This window comes from Hymenobacter actinosclerus (genome assembly GCF_900111515.1).
Lineage (GTDB): Bacteria > Bacteroidota > Bacteroidia > Cytophagales > Hymenobacteraceae > Hymenobacter > Hymenobacter actinosclerus.
The window spans coordinates 354,716-376,401 of the sequence record NZ_FOHS01000001.1 but is presented as its reverse complement, the minus strand read 5'-3'; the positions used below and the strand labels follow the sequence as shown (position 1 = coordinate 376,401).

14 protein-coding genes and 1 tRNA gene are annotated in these 21,686 nt (G+C 63.5%); 6 read left to right on the top strand and 9 right to left on the bottom strand.

The features are described 5' to 3' along the window. Positions 1 to 142 precede the first annotated feature (142 nt). Positions 143 to 1,633 (bottom strand): nicotinate phosphoribosyltransferase, encoded by a 1,491-nt coding sequence (locus tag BMY67_RS01570; protein ID WP_092767652.1) that lies wholly within the window; start codon positions 1,631 to 1,633, stop codon positions 143 to 145. 103 nt (positions 1,634 to 1,736) lie between these two features. Between BMY67_RS01570 and BMY67_RS01565 the strand changes: the two genes are divergently transcribed. Continuing rightward, positions 1,737 to 2,444 (top strand): response regulator, encoded by a 708-nt coding sequence (locus BMY67_RS01565; protein ID WP_092767650.1) that lies wholly within the window; start codon positions 1,737 to 1,739, stop codon positions 2,442 to 2,444. Between the two features lie 179 nt (positions 2,445 to 2,623). After that, positions 2,624 to 4,288 (top strand): hypothetical protein, encoded by a 1,665-nt coding sequence (locus tag BMY67_RS01560; protein ID WP_092767648.1) that lies wholly within the window; start codon positions 2,624 to 2,626, stop codon positions 4,286 to 4,288. A gap of 165 nt (positions 4,289 to 4,453) precedes the next feature. Here BMY67_RS01560 and BMY67_RS01555 read toward each other — a convergent pair. After that, positions 4,454 to 4,525: transfer RNA gene (locus BMY67_RS01555), tRNA-Arg, on the bottom strand. 99 nt (positions 4,526 to 4,624) lie between these two features. On the opposite strand from BMY67_RS01555, the gene BMY67_RS01550 reads away from it, so the two are divergent. Next, positions 4,625 to 5,797: a DUF2652 domain-containing protein gene (locus BMY67_RS01550; protein ID WP_092767646.1), complete on the top strand. Its 1,173-nt coding sequence runs from the start codon at positions 4,625 to 4,627 to the stop codon at positions 5,795 to 5,797. 101 nt (positions 5,798 to 5,898) lie between these two features. Here BMY67_RS01550 and BMY67_RS01545 read toward each other — a convergent pair whose 3' ends face one another. Next, complete coding sequence (locus BMY67_RS01545; protein WP_092767644.1) at positions 5,899 to 7,140, bottom strand: Pycsar system effector family protein; 1,242 nt, start codon at positions 7,138 to 7,140, stop codon at positions 5,899 to 5,901. Between the two features lie 244 nt (positions 7,141 to 7,384). Between BMY67_RS01545 and BMY67_RS01540 the strand changes: the two genes are divergently transcribed. The 3 genes from BMY67_RS01540 to BMY67_RS01530 all read left to right on the top strand — a co-directional run bounded on the left by BMY67_RS01540 (position 7,385) and on the right by BMY67_RS01530 (position 13,308). Beyond that, complete coding sequence (locus tag BMY67_RS01540) at positions 7,385 to 11,305, top strand: metallophosphoesterase (RefSeq protein WP_245744831.1); 3,921 nt, start codon at positions 7,385 to 7,387, stop codon at positions 11,303 to 11,305. Positions 11,306 to 11,520: 215 nt separating this feature from the next. After that, positions 11,521 to 12,627 (top strand): DUF6268 family outer membrane beta-barrel protein, encoded by a 1,107-nt coding sequence (locus tag BMY67_RS01535; RefSeq protein WP_092767640.1) that lies wholly within the window; start codon positions 11,521 to 11,523, stop codon positions 12,625 to 12,627. A gap of 255 nt (positions 12,628 to 12,882) precedes the next feature. Beyond that, positions 12,883 to 13,308: a hypothetical protein gene (locus BMY67_RS01530; RefSeq protein WP_092767638.1), complete on the top strand. Its 426-nt coding sequence runs from the start codon at positions 12,883 to 12,885 to the stop codon at positions 13,306 to 13,308. A 78-nt stretch (positions 13,309 to 13,386) separates the two neighbouring features. Here BMY67_RS01530 and ppk1 read toward each other — a convergent pair whose 3' ends face one another. The 6 genes from ppk1 to BMY67_RS01500 form a co-directional block, all read right to left on the bottom strand. Then, positions 13,387 to 15,516: a polyphosphate kinase 1 gene (gene ppk1 / locus BMY67_RS01525; protein WP_092767636.1), complete on the bottom strand. Its 2,130-nt coding sequence runs from the start codon at positions 15,514 to 15,516 to the stop codon at positions 13,387 to 13,389. A 109-nt stretch (positions 15,517 to 15,625) separates the two neighbouring features. Then, a complete protein-coding gene (locus BMY67_RS01520; protein WP_092767634.1) occupies positions 15,626 to 16,117 on the bottom strand; it encodes a SixA phosphatase family protein in 492 nt (163 codons plus the stop codon). 178 nt (positions 16,118 to 16,295) lie between these two features. After that, positions 16,296 to 18,038 (bottom strand): GEVED domain-containing protein, encoded by a 1,743-nt coding sequence (locus BMY67_RS19235; protein ID WP_177189643.1) that lies wholly within the window; start codon positions 18,036 to 18,038, stop codon positions 16,296 to 16,298. 238 nt (positions 18,039 to 18,276) lie between these two features. Next, the gene (hflX, locus tag BMY67_RS01510; RefSeq protein WP_092767632.1) at positions 18,277 to 19,626 is read right to left on the bottom strand and encodes a GTPase HflX; all 1,350 of its coding nucleotides are present in this window, start codon (positions 19,624 to 19,626) and stop codon (positions 18,277 to 18,279) included. 99 nt (positions 19,627 to 19,725) lie between these two features. Continuing rightward, positions 19,726 to 20,136, bottom strand: coding sequence for a c-type cytochrome (locus BMY67_RS01505; protein WP_177189642.1), 411 nt, complete (start codon positions 20,134 to 20,136; stop codon positions 19,726 to 19,728). Positions 20,137 to 20,254: 118 nt separating this feature from the next. After that, positions 20,255 to 21,550, bottom strand: coding sequence for an erythromycin esterase family protein (locus tag BMY67_RS01500; protein ID WP_092767628.1), 1,296 nt, complete (start codon positions 21,548 to 21,550; stop codon positions 20,255 to 20,257). Positions 21,551 to 21,686 lie beyond the last annotated feature (136 nt).

Genomic DNA, 21,686 nt, shown 5'->3' with positions numbered 1-21,686 from the left:
GAAGCCGGAGGCGAAGTCGAAGAATCTCGCGTGCCACAGTAATTCCTGACGACAGGGTTACCATTGCACGCGAGATTCTTCGACTCCGCCTCCGGCTTCGCTCAGAATGACGTTCCTTTTTGCTCGTTCTGCTACTTCCCTTCTACTCCGCACCTAGTCCGCGCTTTTCCAGAATCAGGTGGTTGCGGTAGTTGTAGAGGGTTTCTTCGAGGCCCACGGGGTAAGTGTGGGGGTTGAGGAAGCGGCGGATGCTGGGGTCGAGGGCCAGCACTTCGCGGTGGGCGCGGGCGCGGCTTTCGGAGAGCGGGGGCAGCGGCTGCACCAGCCGGCCCCGGCGGAACACAGGCTCCAGCAGCTCGCGGGAGGGTGTTTCGGCGCGCACGGTGCGGCGGCGGGTGGCATCGAGGGGGTCGATGATGACCAGGGGGCCTTCGGGCAGCGGCTCGGCGGTGTTGTAGAGCATGTCGGCGCGGGGCTGGCCTTTGTCGGTTTCGTAGCGGCGCACCTGCAGGATGCCGGGGATGCTGGTTTTGGCCAGCTGCTCGCTTAGCTTGATGGTAAAATCCCAGCCCGAGTCGTCGGGCTTGCGCAGGGCGGCCAGCTTGTACACGCCCCCCAGCGCCGGCTGGTTGTAGGCCGTTACCAGCTGGGTGCCGATGCCCCAGGTGTCGATTTTGGCACCCTGCAACTTGAGGCTGGTAATCAGGTTTTCCTCCAAGTCGTTGCTGGCCACGATGCGCACGTCGGGGAAGCCGGCCTCGTTGAGCAGCTCGCGGGCCTCGCGGCTCAGGTAGGCCAAATCGCCCGAGTCGAGGCGAATACCGCCCAGCTCGTGGCCCTCGGCCCGCATGGCGCGGGCCACTTTGATGGCTTTGCGCACGCCTTCGAGCGTGTCGTAGGTGTCGACCAGAAATACCGAGTCGTCGGGGAAGGCGCGGGCGTAGGCGGTGAAGGCGGTTTCCTCGTCCTCGAAGGCCATCACCCAGCTGTGGGCGTGGGTGCCCTTGACGGGAATGCCGAAGCGCTGGCCGGCCAGCACGTTGCTGGTGGCATCGACCCCGCCCAGATACGCGGCGCGGCTGGCCGAAAGCCCCCCATCGGGGCCCTGGGCGCGGCGCAGGCCGAACTCGAGCACCGTATCGGCGCCGGCGGCCTCGCGAATACGGGCGGCCTTGGTGGCAATCAGGGTCTGGAAGTTGACGAGCGTGAGCAGCGCCGTTTCGATGAGCTGGGCCTGGAGCAGCGGCCCGGTTACCCGGATCAGGGGCTCGTTGGCGAAGGCCACCGTGCCCTCGGGCATGGCGTCGACGTCGCAGCTGAACTCCATGGTGCGCAGATACTCCAGGAACTCCTGAGGGAACAGCGGCGTGCCCTTGGCCCCCTTCAGGCTGCCCAGATACGTCAGATCATCCTCCGAGAAAGCCAGGTTTTCGAGGAAATCGGCCACGTAGGCCAGGCCCGCGGCCACGGCGTAGCCGCCCTGAAACGGCGGACGGCGGAAGTAGAGGTGGAACACGGCTTCGCGATCCTGCAGGTCCTGCTGCCAGTAGCCGTAGGCCATGGTAACCTGGTATAAGTCGGTGAGCAGGCTGAGCGAGGGCGCGTAGAGGCCCGAGAGGGGAGCTGGGTTCATAGGAGCAAAGCAACGATTGGTCGGGCAAGCTTACGCAGATAATTTAATTCGGGCCCGGGCAGCGCCTGTTTCGTAGTATACTTGTACTATCCGCCCCCACCCTATGATTCGAATTCTGCTCGCCGACGACCACACGATTCTGCGCGACGGCATTGGGGCCCTGCTGGCCCGCGAGGCCGACCTGCACGTGGTGGGCGAGGCCGCCAACGGCCAGGCCCTGCTCGAGCTGCTGGCCCACACCCCCGCCGACGTGGTGCTGCTCGATATCAACATGCCCGTGCTCGACGGCTTCGAGGTGATGCCCCTGCTGCGCGCGCAGTTTCCGCAGGTGCGGGTGTTGGTGCTGTCGATGCTCGACCACGAAAACTACGTGCACCGCATGCTCGAAGCCGGCGCCCTGGGCTACGTGCTCAAAAACGCCGACAGCACCGAAATTATCCACGCCATCCGTACGGTGGCGGCCAACCAGCCCTTCTTGTGCACCGAAATCGGGCTGAACCTGCTGCGCCGCCTGGTGGAGCGCACGCCCGCTCCCGACCCGCTGACGGCCCTGCCCTACCTGCCCCGCAGCGGCTGGCCCGCCCCCGTCGCCCCGGCCGCCCCCACGGGCGGCCACGCCGAGCTGTCGGGCCGCGAGCTGGAGGTGTTGCAGCAGATTGCCGAGGGCTTCACCAACGCCGAAATTGCCGACCGGCTCTTCACCAGCAAGCGCACCATCGAAACCCACCGCCAGAACATCATCGAGAAAACCCAAACCAAGAACACGGCCGACCTCATCCGCTACGCCATGCGCGCCGGCCTGATTGGGTAAACTCTGGTTCTGCTTTGCCGGTTGGCTCGGCCTTACAGCACGCGCGGTACTACCTGACTGGAAACAAAGGCCCGAGGCAGAAAACGGGCTTGCCCCCGACCCTTCGTCGGGCCGGTAGGTAGCAACAAGCAGTAGTTCCCCTGTCTTTCGCCTCTCACCCCCTATCTTCTCCGCCTATTATGCCATTCTTTACGCTGCCCGGCCGTCTGGCCGCTTCTTTCGCGGGCCTGCTACTGACGGCCACCTCGGCCGCGGTGGCCCAACCCACCGTGGCCCCGCCCTGGACCAGCGTGCGCGCCGTGGGCGCCGGGGCCAACATGGCTACCGGCACCACCGTGGTGGCAGCCGATGCCGAGGGCAACCTCTACCAGGCCGGCACCTTCAGCAACACCACCACCGTGGGCGGCGTCACGCTCGTCAGCCAGGGCGGCCCCGACGGTTTTCTGGCCAAGTACACCGCCGACGGCACCGTGCTGTGGGTACGGCAGCTGGGCTCGGCCGGCGCCGATGGCGCGGCGGCCGTGGTGGTGGATGCGGCCGGCAACGCCTACGTTATGGGGGCCTTCGTGGGCAACATCGACCTGGGCAGCGGCCTGGCGCTGAGTAGCCGCGGCACCACCCAGTCCAAAACGTTCTGCATCCGCTACTCGCCCCAGGGTGCGCCCCAATGGGTGCAGCAGAGCAACGACTTTAACTACTCGGCAGGCTCAGGTCTGGCCCTGGATGCCAGCGGCCACCTGTACCTGACGGGTGCCATGACGGGCTATTTCGTACTGGGCACCACCCCGCTCACGTCGCCCGACAACTTCACCTCCAACACCGCCTACCTGGCCCGCCTGAACGCCGCCACGGGCCAGGTAGAGACGCTCAGGGCCGCTTTCTCCTACGGGCCCAACGACTACCGCCTGCCCCTGCTGGCCGCCACGCCGGCCGGCCGGGTGTACTTGCTGCCCCATTTCACGGTGGGCTTGCAGCTGCCGGGCGGGGGCACCCTCGGCAGCCTCGGCCAGCTGGATGCCGCGGTGCTCTGCTACGCGCCCGACGGCCGGCTGGAGTGGGCCCGGCAGTTGGGCAGTCCGCAGCCCGACGATGTGCGGCAGGCGGCGGCCGATGCGGCGGGCAACCTGTACGTGGTGGGCCATTCGCAGGGTTCGGTGCGGGCCGGCCTGTTCACGCTGCCCAACAACGGCAGCTCCGATGGCTTCCTGCTCAAGTACGACCCAACCGGCGAGGTGCAGTGGGCCCAAACCGTTAATAGCCCCGACGATGACCGGCTGCTGGCCCTCACGCTGGGCCCCGGCGGCGCGCCCTACGTAACGGGCTACTTCTCGAAAACGATTACTGTGGGCTCCCAAAAGCTAACCAGCAGTGGCCAGAGCGACGTGCTAGTGGCGGCCTACTCGCCCGAGGGGCAGGTGCGCTGGACCCAGCAGGCGGGCGGCCCCGGCCCCGACTACGGCACCGGCCTGGGCCTGGGCCCTAATGGGGCCGTGCAGGTACTGGGCAGCTACAGCAGCCCGGCTGCCTTCGGTCAGCTGACCCTTAGCACTCCGGCAGCGGGCAGCTTCGTGGCCCTGCTGGGGGCTACCGTGCTAGGCACGCCGGCCGCACGCCCACTCGCCCTGCTTCTGGCGCCCAACCCCGCCAACGGCCGCGTGCGGTTGCGGGGGCTACCCGCCGGCCGCCCCGTGGAGGTATTCGATGGCCTGGGCCGCCGCGTGCGCACCGCTTTGTTGGCCCCCGATGCGTCGTTTTCGGTCCGGGGCCTCACGCCTGGCCTGTATGTGGTGCAGACCACCGATGCGCTGGGCCAGCCCTACGCCGGCCGCTTGGCAGTGGAATAGTGATGGGCAGGCGGTAGCCGCTGCCTATATTTCGATAAAAGAAAAACCGCCTTTACGAATTCGTAAGGGCGGTTTTAGCGCAAATTTCGAGTTCAGGTACACGATGTAGAGGCGCAACATCTGGCGTCTCTACATCCTGTATAGCAACCTGAAATTTGCTGTATGTAGCCGCGACGGGAATCGAACCCATATCAAGCGTTTAGGAAACGCTCGTTTTATCCATTAAACTACGCAGCCAGTACAAGCCGGCCCCAAAGGTACGCCGAAAGCACAGGCGGGCCAAATTGCCCGTATCTTCGGCCTCGGGCGTTGCGTAGGCGCTCTTTTCACACTTGTATGGGCGTACTGGAAGATTTACAGGCCCGCCGGCGGCAGATTGGCACGGCGGCCACCTCGGCCTTCGACGGGCAGCAGCCGGCCCTGCTCTTCATTCCCGACATCAGCGGCTTCACGCGCTTCATCGAGCAGTCGGGCAGCGCGCAGGCCCCGTTTCTGGTGGCCGATCTGCTCGAAATCCTCATCGAAGCCAACATCCTGCACCTCCAGGTAAACGAGATTCAGGGCGACGCCGTGCTGTTCTACCGGCTCGGCCCACCTCCCTCGGCCCTGGAGCTGGTGCGCCAGTGCCGCCGCATCTACCTCGACTTTCAGAACTACCTGCTGCTGGTGGAGCAGGACACCGACTCGGAGCTGGCTGCCGCCCTGCGCGAGCTGGTGCTCACGCTCAAGATTGTGGTGCACTACGGCCGCGTGAGCGTGGCCCGCATCCGCGAGTACACCAAGCTGATGGGCCACGACGTGATTGTGGTGCACCGGCTGCTGAAAAACAACATTCCGGGCGCCGAGTACGTGCTGCTCTCGGAGGGCTACACCAGCACCCAGCCACCGGCCGAGCTGGCCCACGCCTTCGCCTGGACGCGCCTGCTGCCCGGCTCCACGCACTACGAGTACCTGGGCCACACGCCTTACCACTACGCCTACCTCTCGCCGTTGCGGCTGCTGCTAAGCGCGCCCTCGGTGCCCGGCTCGGCCGCCACCGACGAGCCCCTGCCCGGCCGCGGCGGCCGCCTGAAGGTGCGCCGGCTGCTGGCCGTACCGGCCGAGCACGTGCTGCGGGTGGTGGGGGCGCTGCGGCTGCGCCACTGCTGGCTGGCCGGCGCCACCGCCAGCCACTTCGATGTCAGCAAGGCCGGCCGCCTGGGCACCAGCTACAAGGTAGATGTGCTCAATGGCCAGATCGACTTTCAGAACGTGCAGGTGCTGCGCGACGACGACGGCCGCTACACCTACGTGGAGAAGATTTCGCACTTCCGGCTCTTCCCCAACGCCCTGCTGTTCTTCCATATCGAGCCCGTAACCGGGCACGCCTGCCTGCTCACGCTGGAGCTGCGCTACGGCCACGTGGCCAGCAGCTCGCGCCTCGTCCGTTTCGGCCAGCTGCGCCGCCTGCACCGCTGGCTGGGCCGCTCGGTACGCGGCCTGGCCGGGTTGGTGGAAGTTAGGGCTTAGGGGTTTAGGTGGTAGGGCTTAGGGGCTTAGGGACTTAGGGTTTAGGGTTTAGGACTTAGGGGAAGTTCTGTCATCATAAGCCCTATCACCTAAGCCCTAACTCACATCTTATACAGCAGCGCGATGCCGAAGGAGAGGGCCGTCAGGATCAGGCCGACCATGAAGATGGTGTAGCTCAGGCGCAGCAGGCGGTACTTGCGCGTGAGCACGTCGCCGAGGTAGTACACATCGGTTATCATGTTGGTGTACACTGATTCGCCCGATTTCATGAGCTGGTGCATGCCGTCCTGGAAGTCGTCGAGGCTGAGCTTGCTGAAGTTGCCGAAGAACAGCAGGTTCACGCGGCGGTTGGTGGCAATCTGGGGGCTGCGCTTGAGCCACTTGAAGCTCGTGACGTCGGGCTGGGCGCACAGGATGGCCGTGATAACCGAGCCCAGCGCCGTGGCCAGCAGTATGCCCATGGGCACGGCAATAATGGGGTTACGAATGAGGCCCACATTGGAGAGGGCCGCCGTTTTGCTGCCCAGCTTGGCCCCGAAGTAGGTGATGATCAGCGACATGAGCACGGCGTTGAGCGAAATCATCATGCTCGCCTTCTTGTCGGCCATATCCGACAGCTTCATGTGGTTGCTGTACATGGTGCGGAACATGGTTTCGATGCCCCGCTTGGGCTCGGCAAAGGTGCCTTCGGCCTCCTCCTCCTTCTTTTTTAGCTTTTTCTCCTTCTTTTTCAGCTCCTTGCGCTGGGCTTTGATGTTTTCGCGGAACTGCTCCGAATAGCGCTTCTTGCCCTCGGGCGAGTAGAAGCGGGCGGTGGTCAGGAAATCGAGCTGGCTCTCGGCCCACTCGGGGTTGCTGAAGGTGCGGCCCAGGGCGGCCTCCCACTCGGTGCGCAGCAGCTCGCCGTTGGCAAAAAAGTCTTCGCGGCCCATGCCGCTCATATCGGCGTCCACCATCAGCCGCTCCAACTGCGTGCGGCGCTCCGAGTCGCGGTGCGTGGCCTTAATCAGGCTTTGCACCAGCGCAGTGCGCTCGGCCGGATAGCCCTGGCTGGTGAGCCACTCGCCCGCCAGCTCGGCGCTGCGAAACTCGTGGCCGTCGTAGGTATCGATGTAGCCGGCGTCGTGAAACCAGGCCGCCAGCACCAGCGCCTCCAGGTCGGGGGCCTCCAGCCCGGCCGCCTCGCCCAGGGCGCGGGCCTCCTTCACTACCTGCATCGTGTGCTTGGGCGAATGATACACGAGCTTGCCGGGCAGCTTTTCTTCGAGCAGCGCCAGCACGTGGGCCTTGGCGTTTTTAATGATTTCGGCCTTGGCCGGAGACGGGGTAAGAGCGGTTTCCATCGGGAAGAGCAGGGGCGCGGGAAGAGGTAGCGGGGGCCAATCGGGCTTACAACGCTATTCGGGGCCGGGAAGTTGGCGCGCCGGGCCCAACCGTGTTTCCGCGAATTGCGTAGGGCAGCACACCGGCCCGGTCCAGGCAGCGTTTGTGCAGTGGCTTGGGTAAGTTTACACTCTTTTTTGTTGTGCTGCCTGCGGGCGGCCCCGGCGGTTGCCCCCTCCGACTTTGCACTCCCTTATCTATTGTATGAATCGACAGTATCTGCTGACTTTGCTGCTGGCCCTGCTTGGCACTACCTCCCCGGTCTGGGCGCAGAAGAAGGTTAAGACCCAGACGGCGCACCCCGAGCGGCCCAACTACCGCGGCGCGGGCGTCAACTGGGAATCGAAAACGCCACCCGACAGCTCCCGCATCCGCTACTCGATGTTTCTGATTGGCGACGTGGGCAAGCCCACGATTGAGGCCGAGGGCGGCGAGCCCTCGCTCAATTTCATGCGCAAGCAGATTCTGGCGGCCGGCGCGAAAAGCACCACCGTCTTTCTGGGCGACAACATCTACGAGTACGGCCTGCCCCGCGAGGGCGCCTTCGACCGCAAAGTTTCGGAGCAGCGCATGGTGGACCAGCTCAAAACCCTGCGCGACTACCAGGGCGAGAAGTACATGGTACCCGGCAACCACGACTGGAAGCAGGGCCAGCGCGGCGCCGTCGAGCAGGTCAACCGCGAGCAGCAGTTCGTGGAGGACTACCTGCGCTCCGACTCCTCGGCCTTTCCCTACACCGGCGACTTCTTCCTGCCCCGCGACGCCTGCCCCGGCCCCGTGGAAATCCGCTTGCAGGATGATCTGGTGATGATTGCCATCAACTCGCAGTGGTTTCTGCAAACCAGCGGCGAGCGGCCCGCGGGCGGCAACAGCAACTGCGGCGTGGCCAACGAAACCGACTTCTTCACTCGCCTCGAAGACATTATCCAGCGCAACGCCGGCAAAAACATTGTGGTAGTAGCCCACCACCCGCTGTTTTCCGACGGCATCCACGGCGGCTACTTCACCCTCGGCGACCATATCTTCCCGCTCTCCATCGTTTTCAAGTACGCCTACCTGCCGCTGCCCGTCATCGGCTCCATCTACCCGTTTGCCCGCAAGTACGGCGGCGTGAGCCAGGATATTCCGCACCCCGCCTACCAGGCGTATAAAAAGGGGCTGATGGACATCTTTGAGAAGTACCCCAACATTGTGTACGCGGCCGGCCACGAGCACAACCTCCAGTATTTCAAGGAGGGCACCCTCAACCACATCATCAGTGGCTCGGGCTGCAAAACCCAGCACGTAAAGCCCGGCTCCGGCGGCGATGCCCTGTTTTCGGACAAGGAGAAGGGCTTTTCGCGGGTGAACTACTACGACAACGGCGAGGTGTGGGTGGAATACTACGTGCCCGAGGGCACCGGCGACACCGGTCGCCTCGTGTTCCGTACGCCCATGTACGCCCGCCAGGCCGAGGTAGCCGTAGCCGACGGGCCGACCGGCGCCAGTGCCGCGGCCCTGGCCAACCGCCCCGATTTCCGCGACTCGACCGTGACGGTGGCCGTGAACCCGCGCTACGCCGACCGCGGCAAGTTTCATAAGTTTCTGTTCGGCGAGCATTACCGGAAAGAGTGGGCCACGCCCGTCAGGTTTCCGGTGCTCGACCTGGCCACCGAAAAGGGCGGCCTGACGCCCTACAAAGTAGGCGGCGGCAAGCAGACGACTTCGCTCAAGCTGCGCAACGAAGAAGGCCGCCTGTTCAGCTTCCGCGGCATTGATAAGGACCCGGCGGCCGTGCTGCCGGCCTCGCTGCGCACCGGCGCGGCCGCCGACGTGCTCCAGGACCAGATTTCGGCCCAGCACCCCTACGCCGCCGTGGCCCTGCCCAGGCTGGGCACGGCCGCGGGTATTCTGCACACCAACCCCGAGCTGCGCTACATTCCGCAGGACCCGCTGCTGGGCCAGTACCTGCCCCGCTTTGGCAACGTAACCGGCACGCTCGAAGAAGACGCCAAGGACGACCAGAGCAACGTGGAAAGCCTGGACTTCGCCGAAAACCTGGTGGGCACCGACAAGGTGTTTGAGCGCATTACCGACGACAACGACAACCGCGTGAAGCAGGTGGATTTCGCCCGCTCGCGCCTGTTTGATATGTGGATTGGCGACTGGGACCGGCACGAGGACCAGTGGCGCTGGGCCGAAAAGAAGCAGAAGGACGGCGACCGGATTTTCACGGCCGTGCCCGAAGACCGCGACATTGCCTTCTTCAAGGGCGACGGCCTGCTGCCCTACCTGGCCTCGCGCAAATGGGCCATCCGCAACTTCCAGAACTTCGGCTACGACTACGCCGACTGGAAGGGCCTGAACCTGACGGCCCTGAGCAACGACCGCGTGTACCTGGCCGAAGTAACCCGCGAGCAGTGGGTGCAGCAGGCCCAGGAAATGAAAGCCGGCCTCACCGATAAGGTGATTGAGGACGCCATCAAAGGCGGCTTCCCGGCCGATATCTACGCCCTGCACGGCCCCGAAATTGTGGCCAAGCTGAAAAGCCGCCGCGACCTGCTGCCCCAGGTAGCCGCCGACTATTCGGGCCTGCTGAGCAAGGTAACGGAGGTGAAGGGCTCAAAGAAGCGCGAGCGGTTTGTGGTGGAGCGCCTGCCCGGCAAAACCCACGTCACGGTCCAGAAAATCAACAAGGAAGGCAAGCTCACGAAGATGCTCTTCGACCGCACCTTCGACAACAAGGAAACCAAGGAGCTGCGCCTCTACGGCTTTGCCGGCGAAGACCAGTACGAGCTGACCGGCGACGTGAAGAAGGGCCCGCTCATCCGCATCATCGGCGGCACCGAGCGCGACTCGATTGTCGACCGCTCGAACGTGCGCGGGCTGGCCCACCACCTCCAGGTGTTCGACGCCGACACCGGCAACGTCATCGTGGCCGGCCCCGACGCCCGCCTGCGCCTGGAGCCCGGCCTCGACGTGAGCCGCTACGACCAGCACACCCGCACCGACCGCAAAGACTACACGCTCAACTACTTCGGCCCCACGCTGTACTTCGGCTACAACGTGGATGACCGGCTGTTTCTGGGCGGCGGCGTGATCTACCGCACCTACGGTTTCCGCAAAGACCCCTACGCCTCCGAGCAGAGCCTGGCGGCCAACTACTCGCCCTCGCAGAGCGCCTACAACGTGCGCTACAAGGGCCACTTCGTGGATCTGATTGGCAAGCTCGATTTGCGGGTAGACGCCCAGCTCTACGGCCCGCAGCTGCTCTACAACTACTTCGGCCTGGGCAACGACACCAAAAACGTGCTGGCCGACCAGGAGGGCCGGGTAACGAACCGCGACATCAACGACACCTACCGCGTCCGCTTCTCGCGGCTGTACGTGAACCCGATGCTGGAAAAGGACATTTTCAGCTTCCTCAAGTTTGGCTTCGGCCCCCAGTACGACCAGTTTCGGGTGTCGCGCAATGAGGTGGGCAGCAAGATTGCGGAGGGGATTGATAAGGTAACCGGCGAGGTTCTGCCCGGTACCGCCGCTGTGGGCATCCGGCCCTCCGACTTCCAGCTCAACCGCTACCTGGGCGGCAAGGCCTACCTCAATCTCGATGTGGCCTCTTCGCCCAAAAACCCGCGCATTGGCCTGCGCATCTACAACTCGGCCGAGTACAACCGGCAGCTGGGCGGCGAGAAGCTCAACTACGGCCGCCTGGCCACCGAGGCGCGCTTCTACCTCTCGCCCAACTTCCCGTTCCAGCTCACCTGGGCCGGCCGCATCGGGGCCACCCGCAACCTGGGCGACTACCGCTTCTACCAGGCCAACACGCTGGGCGGCACCACCAACCTGCGCGGCTACCGCCGCACCCGCTACGCCGGCCGCTCGTCGGTGTTTGCCAACGGCGAGGTGCGCCTGCAACTCTTCGAGTTCAACGCCTACCTGCTGCCGGGCAAGTTCGGCATCCTGGGCTTGGCCGACGCCGCCCGGGTGTACTCGCCCTACGACGTGAAAACCGGTATCAAAGCCCTGCACACGGCCTACGGCGGCGGCGTTTGGGTCGATATCCTCAAGCAGGCCGTTGTGAATGCCACCTACTCGGTGGGCGAGGAGAAGCTGGTGTTCGTGGGCTTCGACTTCCTGTTTTAGCCCGGCGCGGGCGGCCTCGGGCCGCACCGGCCGGCCGGCCCAGTGCCCCTGCCCGGCAGCCCAACCCCTTGGTTGGCGTTGCCGGGCAGGGGCTTTTTTTGGTTTCCCGGGGGCGGGGCGCTATCCTTTTGGCGGCGGGCGCCGTTAAGGCCCCTAAACTCCCCTCCCCACCTCCCAACCACTGCATGGCGTTTCTTTGCTCCCGTTCCCGTTGTTTGTTTTACTGCCTGACCGCGGCCGTTATCGTGGCCGGCAACGCGGCGCACGCCCAGGTGGTGCCTTCTACCCCGCCCGTGTACCCGCCGCCCGCCCCAATGGCTAGCGACACGCTGACCGCCAACCAGGTGGGCGAGGCCCAACGCTACGCCGTGCCTTCGGTTATTGGCATGGGGCCCAGCAAGGGCGTGGTGGCCCACCTCGAAGCGCTGGGCAACTTCAACATCAAGTCGGACCTGCGCGACCGGGAGCCGAATGAGAAAAGCGAGAATACGGTAATCAAGAACCGCCGGGCTTTCATCAAAGCCTACGCCCCCATCCTCAACCGCCCCCGGGTTAAGCTGATTCTGGGCCTCAACTACGACCGCGAGGAGTTCAAGTTTGAAGACCCCGACCGCTCGGCGTTCTACCGCAACCTGGAAGACAAGGGCCTGAAGACGATTGGCGCCCAACTGGCCGTGGTCCGCCCCATCGATGAGGTGCGCTGGTACCTGGCCCGGGTGAAGGGCGAGCTGAACGGCGACTACACCTCCTCGGAGCTGTCGGTGGCGGACTATCTGAAGCTATCGGGCGAGTTTATTTACGGCTGGAAGCGCAGCCCCTACTACGCCTGGGGCGTGGGTGCGCAGCTGGGCTACACCTTCGGGCGGCAGAGCCTGTACCCGGTTATCCTCTATAACCGCACCTTCAATCCGCGCTGGGGCGTCGAGTCGCTGTTTCCGGCCCGCGTCACGGTGCGCCGCAACGTCAATCCCAAAACCCTGCTCTTCGGCGGCTACACCGTCGATGGCCTCAACTACAACATCAAGCTGCGCGAGCCGCTGGGCAACCTGCGCACGCTCATCATCCGCCAGACCGAGGCCAAGTTCCGGCTGCGGGCCGAGCGCGAGATTTACGATTTCCTGTGGTTTGGCCTCGAAGGCGGCTACCGCTACAACTACTCCTTCAACGCCTTCGATGAGGACAGCAACCGCCGTAACCTGTTTGGCCTGGGCGGCGGCAACCGCGACAAAACGGTGGTCAACACCCTCGGCGGGGCGCCGTACGTGAGTGTCGAGCTGTTTCTGGTGCCCCCGCGCAGCCTGATTCGCAAGCTCGCCAAATAGGCCGGCACCGGCCGGCACCGGGCTGCCCAAACTATAGCCCCGGCGAGGCGGCTGCTGGGGCAGGTTTCAGGGGCGCCCCGCCGGGGCTGTGCGTTTAGACCGATAACGCAACGCCGGGCCAGCCGGGGCGCGGGAGGCCGGCAGAACGGCCGCGCCCCACTCCGGGACGCGGCCGGCCCACTTTCGGAACGCCACCGTTGCAACCTGCGCCCCGGCCCGCTGCGTTCAAGCCTTCCTGAAGCTTTCCTTACTCCCATGCAGATTTCCCAGCAAATTGACTTAACGGATGGCAGCAGCTGCACCGTGTACTATGACGAGCACCAGGGCCTGATGCGGGCCGTATGGCTGGGCTACGTCGATACGGCTGAAGCCTATGCCGGCGCCGAGCGCCTGCTCGAAATCGAGCAGCAGTTGCGCTGCCCCTACCTGCTCAACGACAACAGCGGCCTGCGCGGCCCCTGGTTCGACTCGATGGAGTGGCTGAGCCGGGTTTGGCTGCCCCAGGCGGCCACCCTGGGCCTGCGCTACGTGGCCCACGTACCTCAACCCGGCGACCTGGCCGGCGAAACCGCCGCTATCCACCATACGCCCCTGCCCGAAGGCCTGGAAATCCAGGTTTTCGATACCCCGGCCCACGCCGAGCAGTGGCTGCGCGACATGCAGGTCGCGCAGCCGCACTAGCAAGCGCCCCGCCCGGGCCGCCGCCCTGCATCCGGCGCGGCGGCCCGGGCGGGGCTACCATTATTGCTATTTAGGAACTTACCTGGCGGCCTTTTTCGGGGCCGGGGCGGCGCGCTTGCGGGCGGCCGCCGGGCGGGCCAGGGCCGCGAGGTAGGCATAGGTTTCGAACTGCGCCCGCACCTCGCCCTCGGCGGCCGCGGCTTCCTCGGTGGGGCCCACAAAATTGTTCTGCCAGTCGCGCGACTTCACGCTGTCCTGGCGCTGCAAATCGAGCAAATCGCGCAACTCGGCCCGCAGCTCGGGGGCCAGAATCGGGAAGGCCACTTCCACCCGCCGGTCGAGGTTGCGGTTCATCCAGTCGGCCGAAGCCACGTACAGCTTTTCCTCGCCGCCGTTGCCGAACACGTACATGCGGGCGTGCTCCAGAAACCGGTCGACGATGCCGCGCTGCTGGATGTTGGTGCTCTGGCCATGCAGGCCGGGCAGCACGCACGAGATGCCGCGCACCAGCAGCTCGACCCGCACGCCGGCCTCGGAGGCCTCGTAGAGCTTGCCAATCATGCGCTCATCCTGCAGGGCATTCAGCTTGAGAATGATGTAGGCCTCCTGGCCTTTACGGGCCAGCGCAATTTCGTGGTCGATGAGGGCCGTGAGCTGCTGGCGCAGCTCGAAGGGCGCCACCAGCAGGTGCTGGAACTGGCCGGTTTTGTCGAGGTGGTCGTGGAAGTAGCGGAACACCTCGGCCACTTCGCGGGTGAGCTCGGGGTGGGCCGTAAACAGGCCGTAGTCGGCGTACACCTGGCTGGTTACCTCGTTGAAGTTGCCGGTGCTCAGGTAGGCGTAGAGGCGGTTGTGGCCTTCCTCGGCCCGGGTGATGAGCAGCAGCTTGCTGTGCACCTTCAGGCCGGGCATGCCGTAGATGACGTTGGCGCCGGCTTTCTGCAGCTTCTCGGCCCAGAACATGTTGCTCTCCTCATCGAAGCGGGCCTTCAGCTCGACTACCACCGTTACCTGCTTGCCGTTTTTGGCCGCTTTCAGCAGGGCTTTGGCCACGGCGCTCTTGCTGCCCACGCGGTAAAGCGTAATGCTGATGTCGCTGACCTGCGGGTCGCGGGCGGCCTCGTTGAGCAGGCGCGTTACATAATCGAACGACTGGTAGGGCGGGTGCAGCAGGTGGTCGCGGCGGGCGGTGGCGGCCAGCAGCGAGCCGGTGCGCGGCAGCGTGGGGTGCGGCAGCGGCGGCATGGGCTGGTACTGCAGGTGGGTCAGCCCGAAATCGGGGAAGCCGAAAAAGTCGCGGAAGTTGTGGTAGCGGCTGCCCTCTACCAGCTCTTCCTGCCCGATGCCGGTTTTCTGGCCGATGGCCCGCAGCACTTCGGCGGGCATGGCCGGGTCGTAGAGCAGGCGGGCCGGGAAGCCGGTGGCGCGCTTCTGCAGGCTGCTCTTGATTTTGGCCAGCAGGTTGTCCGACACTTCCTCATCAATATCGAGTTCGGCATCGCGCGAGAGCTTGAGCGCGTGCACCTGCACCCGGCCGTAGTTGGGAAACAGCGCGGCCCCGCTGCACCGAATCACGTCGTCCAGAAACATCACGTAGTGCTCGGCGCCCACGTCGGGCAGGCGCACAAAGCGGCCGCCGTGGCGCTTGGTGGGCAGCTCCATCACCACTACGCGCTCCTCGTCGTGCTTGTCGGCGTTATGCGGCTCGGTCAGGTAAAAGGTCAGGTACACGCTCTGGTCGCGCAGGAACAGGTGGTGCAGGTTCTCGTCGAGAATAATGGGCGAGAGCAGGTCGCGCACGTTTTCCTCGAAGTAGTGCTGCACCCAGGCGCGCTGCTCGTCGGTCAGCTCGTGCTCCGAAATCAGGTGGATATGCTCGCGGCCCAGCTCGGGCAGAATGTGGTTGCGGAACGTGTCGCCGAACGCCTGCTGCTGGCGGCCCACCTCGGCCAGCAGCTCGCTGAGCTGCTCGGCGGGGTCCTGGCCCAGCTTGGCCTTGGTTTTCTTCTTGAGCTTGCTGAGCCGACGCAGCGTGGCCACCCGCACCTTGAAGTACTCATCGAGGTTGCTGCTGAAAATGGCCAGAAACTTCAGCCGCTCCAGCAACGGCACGGCGGGGTCCTGGGCCTCCTGCAGCACCCGGCGGTTGAAGGTGAGCCAGCTGATTTCGCGGTTTAGCAGCTGCGGCTGGGCGGTTTTGTCGGTCATTGATTTTTTGGGCTGATGGCTGCCAGCAGCGAGCCGGCAGCTTCTTTTGAATGAGCGGGCGGTTGGCGCGGCCTGCTCGTGGCAGTTCGCGCCAACCGCGCCGTAAAGCTCAATAATTCTTGGGCTTATCAAAGAAGTAGTACTCCGACTTAGCCCGGTCGACATCGGCCCAGTGCTCCACGCTGAACTTGAGGCACACAATGGACGACGTAGGCATGGACGGGATGGTGCTGGGCGAAAGCAGGTTGGCGAAGTCGGTGAGCGTGTTGTTGTGGCCCACCAGCAGCACCTCGTCGGCCGTATCGGGCAGGGCCTGCACCACGGCCAGCAGGTCGGCCACCTCCGCTTCGTAAATGGCCTCAATCACCTGCAGCTTTTCGGGCGGCAGGCCCAGGGCCTCGGCCACCAGCGCCGCCGTGCTCAGGGCCCTTACCGCCGGCGACGACACCAGCAAATCGAGCCGCACGTCGCGCTCGGCCAGGGCCTGGCCCATGAGCGGGGCTTCGTCGCGGCCCCGGCCATTGAGCGGGCGCTCCTGGTCGTTGAGCATATCGAAACTCCAGCTCGATTTGGCGTGGCGCATCAGGTACAGCGTTTTCATAATGGCAGCAGCAGGTAAGAAGAGTGGCACGCCTCTTTACTACGGCCGCCGCAAAAGGTTATGCCGCCGCCGGCCGCCGCAAGCCCAACCGTAGCTGCCGAAAGCGCCGGTAAAGCAACCGCCCCCTTCCCGGTACCGGGAAGGGGGCGGTAAGGCCGTTGATTGATAAACCGGCGCCTTACTCCTTCACGAAGCGCTGGTGCGACACCTGCTGCCCGTCGGAGATGCGGAGCAGGTAGATGCCGCTGGCCAGATTCCCGACGTGGAGCATGCTGCCCTCGAAGCGGGCCGTTTTCATCTCAGCCCCGCGCAGATCGTACACGCTCACCGTTACGGCACGGGCGTCGATAGTGGCCGGGATTTCGATGTTGAGCACGTCGGTAGCCGGGTTGGGGTACAGGCGGTAGCCGGCCTGCTCGACCGTGGCCATCTGCCGGGCGCTGCTGCCGCCGCTGATGACGACGGAGTAATCCTCGGTTTCGCCGTAGCTGTAGTTGCCGCAGCTGGTGGTGGCGGCATTGTCGCTCATGGTTACGCGCAGGCGGGTTTTACCGGTTTTGGCCGAAGACGGCACCGTGAAGGTGGCCGACAGCGTACCGGCACTCGACGAGGAGCCCGACACCACTGTTTCGCCGGCGTCGGTGAAGTCGCCGTCCTGGTTGTAGTCGATGTACACGCGCCAGTTTTCGGAGTAGGCCGAGGAGGCGAAGCCGGTCGAGATGTTGATGGTCTGCGACGAGCCGGCCGCCAGCGTCGTGCTCAGGGCCGTACCGTCGTAGTAGCCACCGTCTTTGCCCGAAGTGCGGTTGATGGAGCCCAGCTTCACCAGATCAATCCATTCGTAGCTCACGTTGCTGCCCTTGCTGGTGCAGTACGTAACGGTGGTTGGCGGGTTGGTGGGCGGTGGCGTGGTGCCGCCGCCGCCGGGGGCCGTGCCGCCATTCGAGGTCAGCAAAGAGGCCCGCGAGCCGCCGCTGCCGAACAGCGCGTTCATGCGCGACGACTGGCCGGTGGAGAACATGTACATGCAGGCGTCGTCCACGTAGTCCATGTAGTTCATGAACATGTCGCCGCTGGTACCGTTGGAGCAGGTTACGTGCGGGAACGACGGGCAGCCGTAGTTGCTGGTCTGCTGGGTGGGCGTGTCGCTCACCAGGTCGTTGCCGCAGTTGGCATCGCCCCAGATGTGGCGCAGGTTCAGCCAGTGGCCCACCTCGTGGGTGGTGGTACGGCCCAGGTTGAAGGGAGCCCCCGACGAGCCGCCGCGCCCAAAGCCGGAAGTCGTAATCACGACGCCATCGGTGCTGGCCGCGCCGCCCGGAAACTGCGCGTAGCCCAGGATGCCGCCGCCCAGGTTGCCCACCCACAGGTTGAGGTACTGGCCCGAGGGCCAGGCGTTGAGGCCGCCCGTCGAGGTGCTCTTAATCCGGTCGTCGGTCGACCAGCTGGAAACCGAGCTTTGCTTGCGCTCGATGCCGGTGGTGGCATTGCCGCTGGGGTCGCGCTTGGCCAGCACAAACTGAATGCCCACATCGGCCGCCCGCGAGGCGAAGGCTGCGGGCGCTTTGCTCACGTCGGAGTTGAGCTTGTTGAAATCCTCATTGAGCACCGCCAGCTGCGAGGCAATCTGCGCGTCGGAAATGTTCTGGGCCGACGTGTTGTAGAGCACGTGCACCACCACCGGAATGGTTAGGGTACCCGTGGCCCGGTAAGCAACGGCATTGTCAATAAACGCCTCGGTCTGGGCTTCGATGCCCCGCAGGCGCAGGGCCATGGCGGGGTCGGCGGCCAGCTGGCGTTCCAGCACTTCCATACTGGCGCAGGCGCGCTTGGTTGGCAGCGGCTCCTGCTGGGCCCAGGCCGCCGAAGTGGCGCTCAGACCCAGCAGCCCCAGGAACAGCGCGTAAAAGTTCTTTTTCATAATGTGGCGTTGAGTGGAAAAGAAATGAAGGAAAAGAAACGGGTGTTTGGTTGCAGTAGGGGGCTTGTAGGGGCTAAATTATTAAACTAATCATAATTTATAAGCCTTATTATTGATATTAATTCAAAAACAGGCCATCAGCCGCCTGAAACCTGTTCCCGGGCGAATCCTTTAAAAGCACAAAACCCGCCCCGGCAGGCCGGGACGGGTGGGTTAGTAGGGTAGCGGTTGGGGCGGGCTATTCCTGCCAGCCTTCCTCGTCGCGCACGGGGTGCACGGCCGGGTACCGCTCGTTGTGGATGGCGGCCACCAGCTTCACGAGCCGGGCCCGCAGCTCGTCGAGGTTGGTCCGGTCGCGGGCCGAGATGAACTCCACCTGGTTGTGCAGCTTGGCCATGTAGGTGGCCCGCAGCTGCTCCAGGGTAGGCCGCGGAGCGGGCGCATTCTCATCGGCGTTCATGCCCTCAAAGCCGTCGTGGTAAGCGGCCTCGCCGGTGTCGTACTGGTCAATCTTATTGAACACGACCAGCACCGGCTTCTCGCCCGCGCCGATGTCCTTGAGCGTATCCTCGACTACGGCCATGTGCTCCTCGAAGCTCTGGTGCGAGATGTCCACCACGTGCACCAGCAAATCGGCCTCCCGAATTTCGTCGAGCGTGCTCTTGAAGCTCTCGATGAGGCGGGTGGGCAGCTTGCGGATAAAGCCCACCGTGTCGGAGAGCAGAAAGGGCACGGTGTCGAGCACCACCTTGCGCACCGTGGAGTCGACGGTGGCGAAGAGCTTGTTTTCGGCAAACACATCGGCCCGGCTCAGCAGGTTCATAATCGTGCTTTTGCCCACGTTGGTGTAGCCCACCAGCGCCACGCGCACCATGCCGGTGCGGGCCTTGCGCCGGGTCTGGCTCTGGCGGTCGAGGTCTTTGAGGCGCTCTTTGAGGAAGGCAATCCGGTCGTTGACCACCCGGCGGTCGGTTTCGATTTCCGTTTCACCGGGTCCGCGCTGCGACACGCCACCGCCGCGCTGCTTGTCCAGGTGGCTCCAGAGGCCCGTCAGGCGGGGCAGCAGGTATTGGTACTGGGCCAGCTCGACCTGGGTCTGGGCAGTGGCCGTTTTGGCCCGCCGGGCGAAAATATCGATAATCAGCAGGCTACGGTCCACGATTTTCACCTTCAGCTCGGCCTCTAGGTTGCGCAGCTGCGAGGGCGACAGGTCGTCGTCGAATATCACCATGCTGGCCCCCGAGTGCTCCACGTAGGCCTTTATTTCGGCCAGCTTGCCTTCGCCCACAAACGTGCGGCTGTCGGGCCGGTCGAGGCGCTGCACGAAGCGGTGCACGACGGTGGCGCCGGCCGTTTCGGCCAGGAAGGCCAGCTCATCGAGGTACTCGGTGGTCTGGGCCTCGGCCTGGCGCTTGTCGGGCACGGCCACCAGCACGGCCGTTTCCTCGTCCACGCTCGTGTCGTAGGTGCCATTGACGGCGGCCTTGGTCAGGATGCGGCCCAAGCGGCCCTTCACGCCATCCACGGCGCCGTGGTGGCGGGTGCTGTTCTGGTCCTTGCGGCCCTTGGAAGTCGGTTTATTCGCCATCAGTAAGAAAATTCAAAAGAGAAAGAATGGACCGCCGGAATGCGGAGCCACCGGGGGTATAACGCAGCGGGGCCAAAAAAGGCACACTTACCCTGGCCGCTACTTCAGCGTGAGCGAGTAGGCCACCACCTGGGCAATCTGCTCGTCGGTCAGCTGGCCCTTGAAGGCCGGCATAACGCCCAGGCCATTCACCACCATATACGTGCGGCCGGTGGCGTTGAGGTTGCTTTTGGTGAGGTCGCGGGCACCGTTAACGCCCAGCTTGCCGTCGGCCCCGTGGCAGATGGCGCAGTTCTGGGCAAACAGCGCCTGCCCGGCCGCCAGCACTGCCGCCTCGGCCCCGGCCGGCGCGGCGGTAGCGGCATCAGCCCCGGTGGCCGGCGGAATCGGGGGAAGTGGCGGGGTGGCAGCCGTTTCGGGCGCGTCGGTGGCCGGGCTGCAGGCGTTGAGCAACAGGGCGGCTACAAACAGGCCCGCAGGGCGGGCAAGGGCAGAAGGAAATCGGAGCATACACAAAGGTACGGAGGCGGGCAGTGAGACTGGAGCCGCAACCGGGGCCATGCAGCCGTACTCATCAGTTTCTGCCGGCTTGCCTGAAGGTGCCAAACCACAGCTCAGGCAGGCAGTGCTATTTCTGTTCTGGCGCTACTGCCGGAGGAAGGAAATGATTCCCAAAAATTTCCTCTGTATAAAACAATCCGTCCATAACCAGTGGCAACTTCATCTGCATCTGCCGATACCCGAATGGCCGGGCAGTAACAGGTTCCTGCAGCCATTGCGGAAGGTTGGGCTTGTTGAAGTCGAGGAACAGAAAAGGCTGCTTGGTTTGCCCCAGCACGTACTCTATACTATTTGACTGGTGCTTTTTTACATTAATAAGATGAAAAAACAGCAGCTTGCCAATTTTCCCTTTATGCCCAGTGAAACCGATATTATAATATTTATCGCCGTACTCTCTTTTAATACAATCTCCTAACCTAAGATTATTCTGATAAAAAGCACGGGCTATATTTGTTCCGTTGTAAGTCAGGTGCGATGAAGCAGCCCACACAATTACCTTTTTACCCTTATACAGTTCCTGCTGCAGATAAATCAGATTAGCGCCCATTTGCCGGTCCCGTACTTGCTCTTTTGTAAACTCCTTGGTCAGTTCAGCCAGTGTACTCCGGCAGAACTGCTGCCAGAAGGCATGTGCCTGCGCGTCATCCACCGATGATGCCGGCCTGCCTTTTATCTCTGTTAGCAGATTTTTCAGGGACGAGTTTAAGATGAGCGTATCAGCTGAAGTTGGCTTAGTGAAATAATCCGAAATTTTAATAACGTGCTTCAATGAAACACTGAAGTCATTCCACTTAGCAGTGTCGCTTATTATATCTGAATTTATAGATAATAGATATTTTTGCAAATCAGGAATAAGGTTTTCATTGGAATAAGCCCCCGAAAACTTACAGTCGATACCAGCGAATACCAATGGCTTACTAGTATTCTTCTGCTTGTCGATGTAGGAGAAAAGCTCCTCTGTTTCCGTGCTAATCCAAAACGGGTATATTGACTTCCGGGCGGCATCTATGGCTGTTTTTCCCTGTTGTATTTCCTGCCAGGCTTTATAGCAATCATAAAATCCACTCTCAAAAGCAATTACGCTAAAACCCATTTCCTGATGCAGAAATTTTATGAGCCGGGTTTTGGCTTTGAAGGTGTTGCCATCGTGGTGCGACTGTTCTCCCAGCCCCACCACAACTATGTCTCGCAGGCTTTGCTTGAGTGGGGCCAAGTCCGCGTAGTCCTCGTTGGTTGGCTCCACGTTGCTGACTATCACGGCGCTTTGCTGGATGTAAGCCAATCGCTCGGCCGTGGGCTGCGCAGCTAGCTGACCTACACTACATAGCAGCAAAAGCAACAGCAGAATCCTGGGGGTTTTCATAGAGTAAATGTTGGTTGCAAACTGGAAATGCAGTTACGCAAGGCAGAGCGGCATTTGGGGTGATTGGGTTGCAACTAGCGGCGGTTGTAGTAGCAAATGTTACGCGTGGGCTCTTTTTACCTGCGCCCCCTGCGCC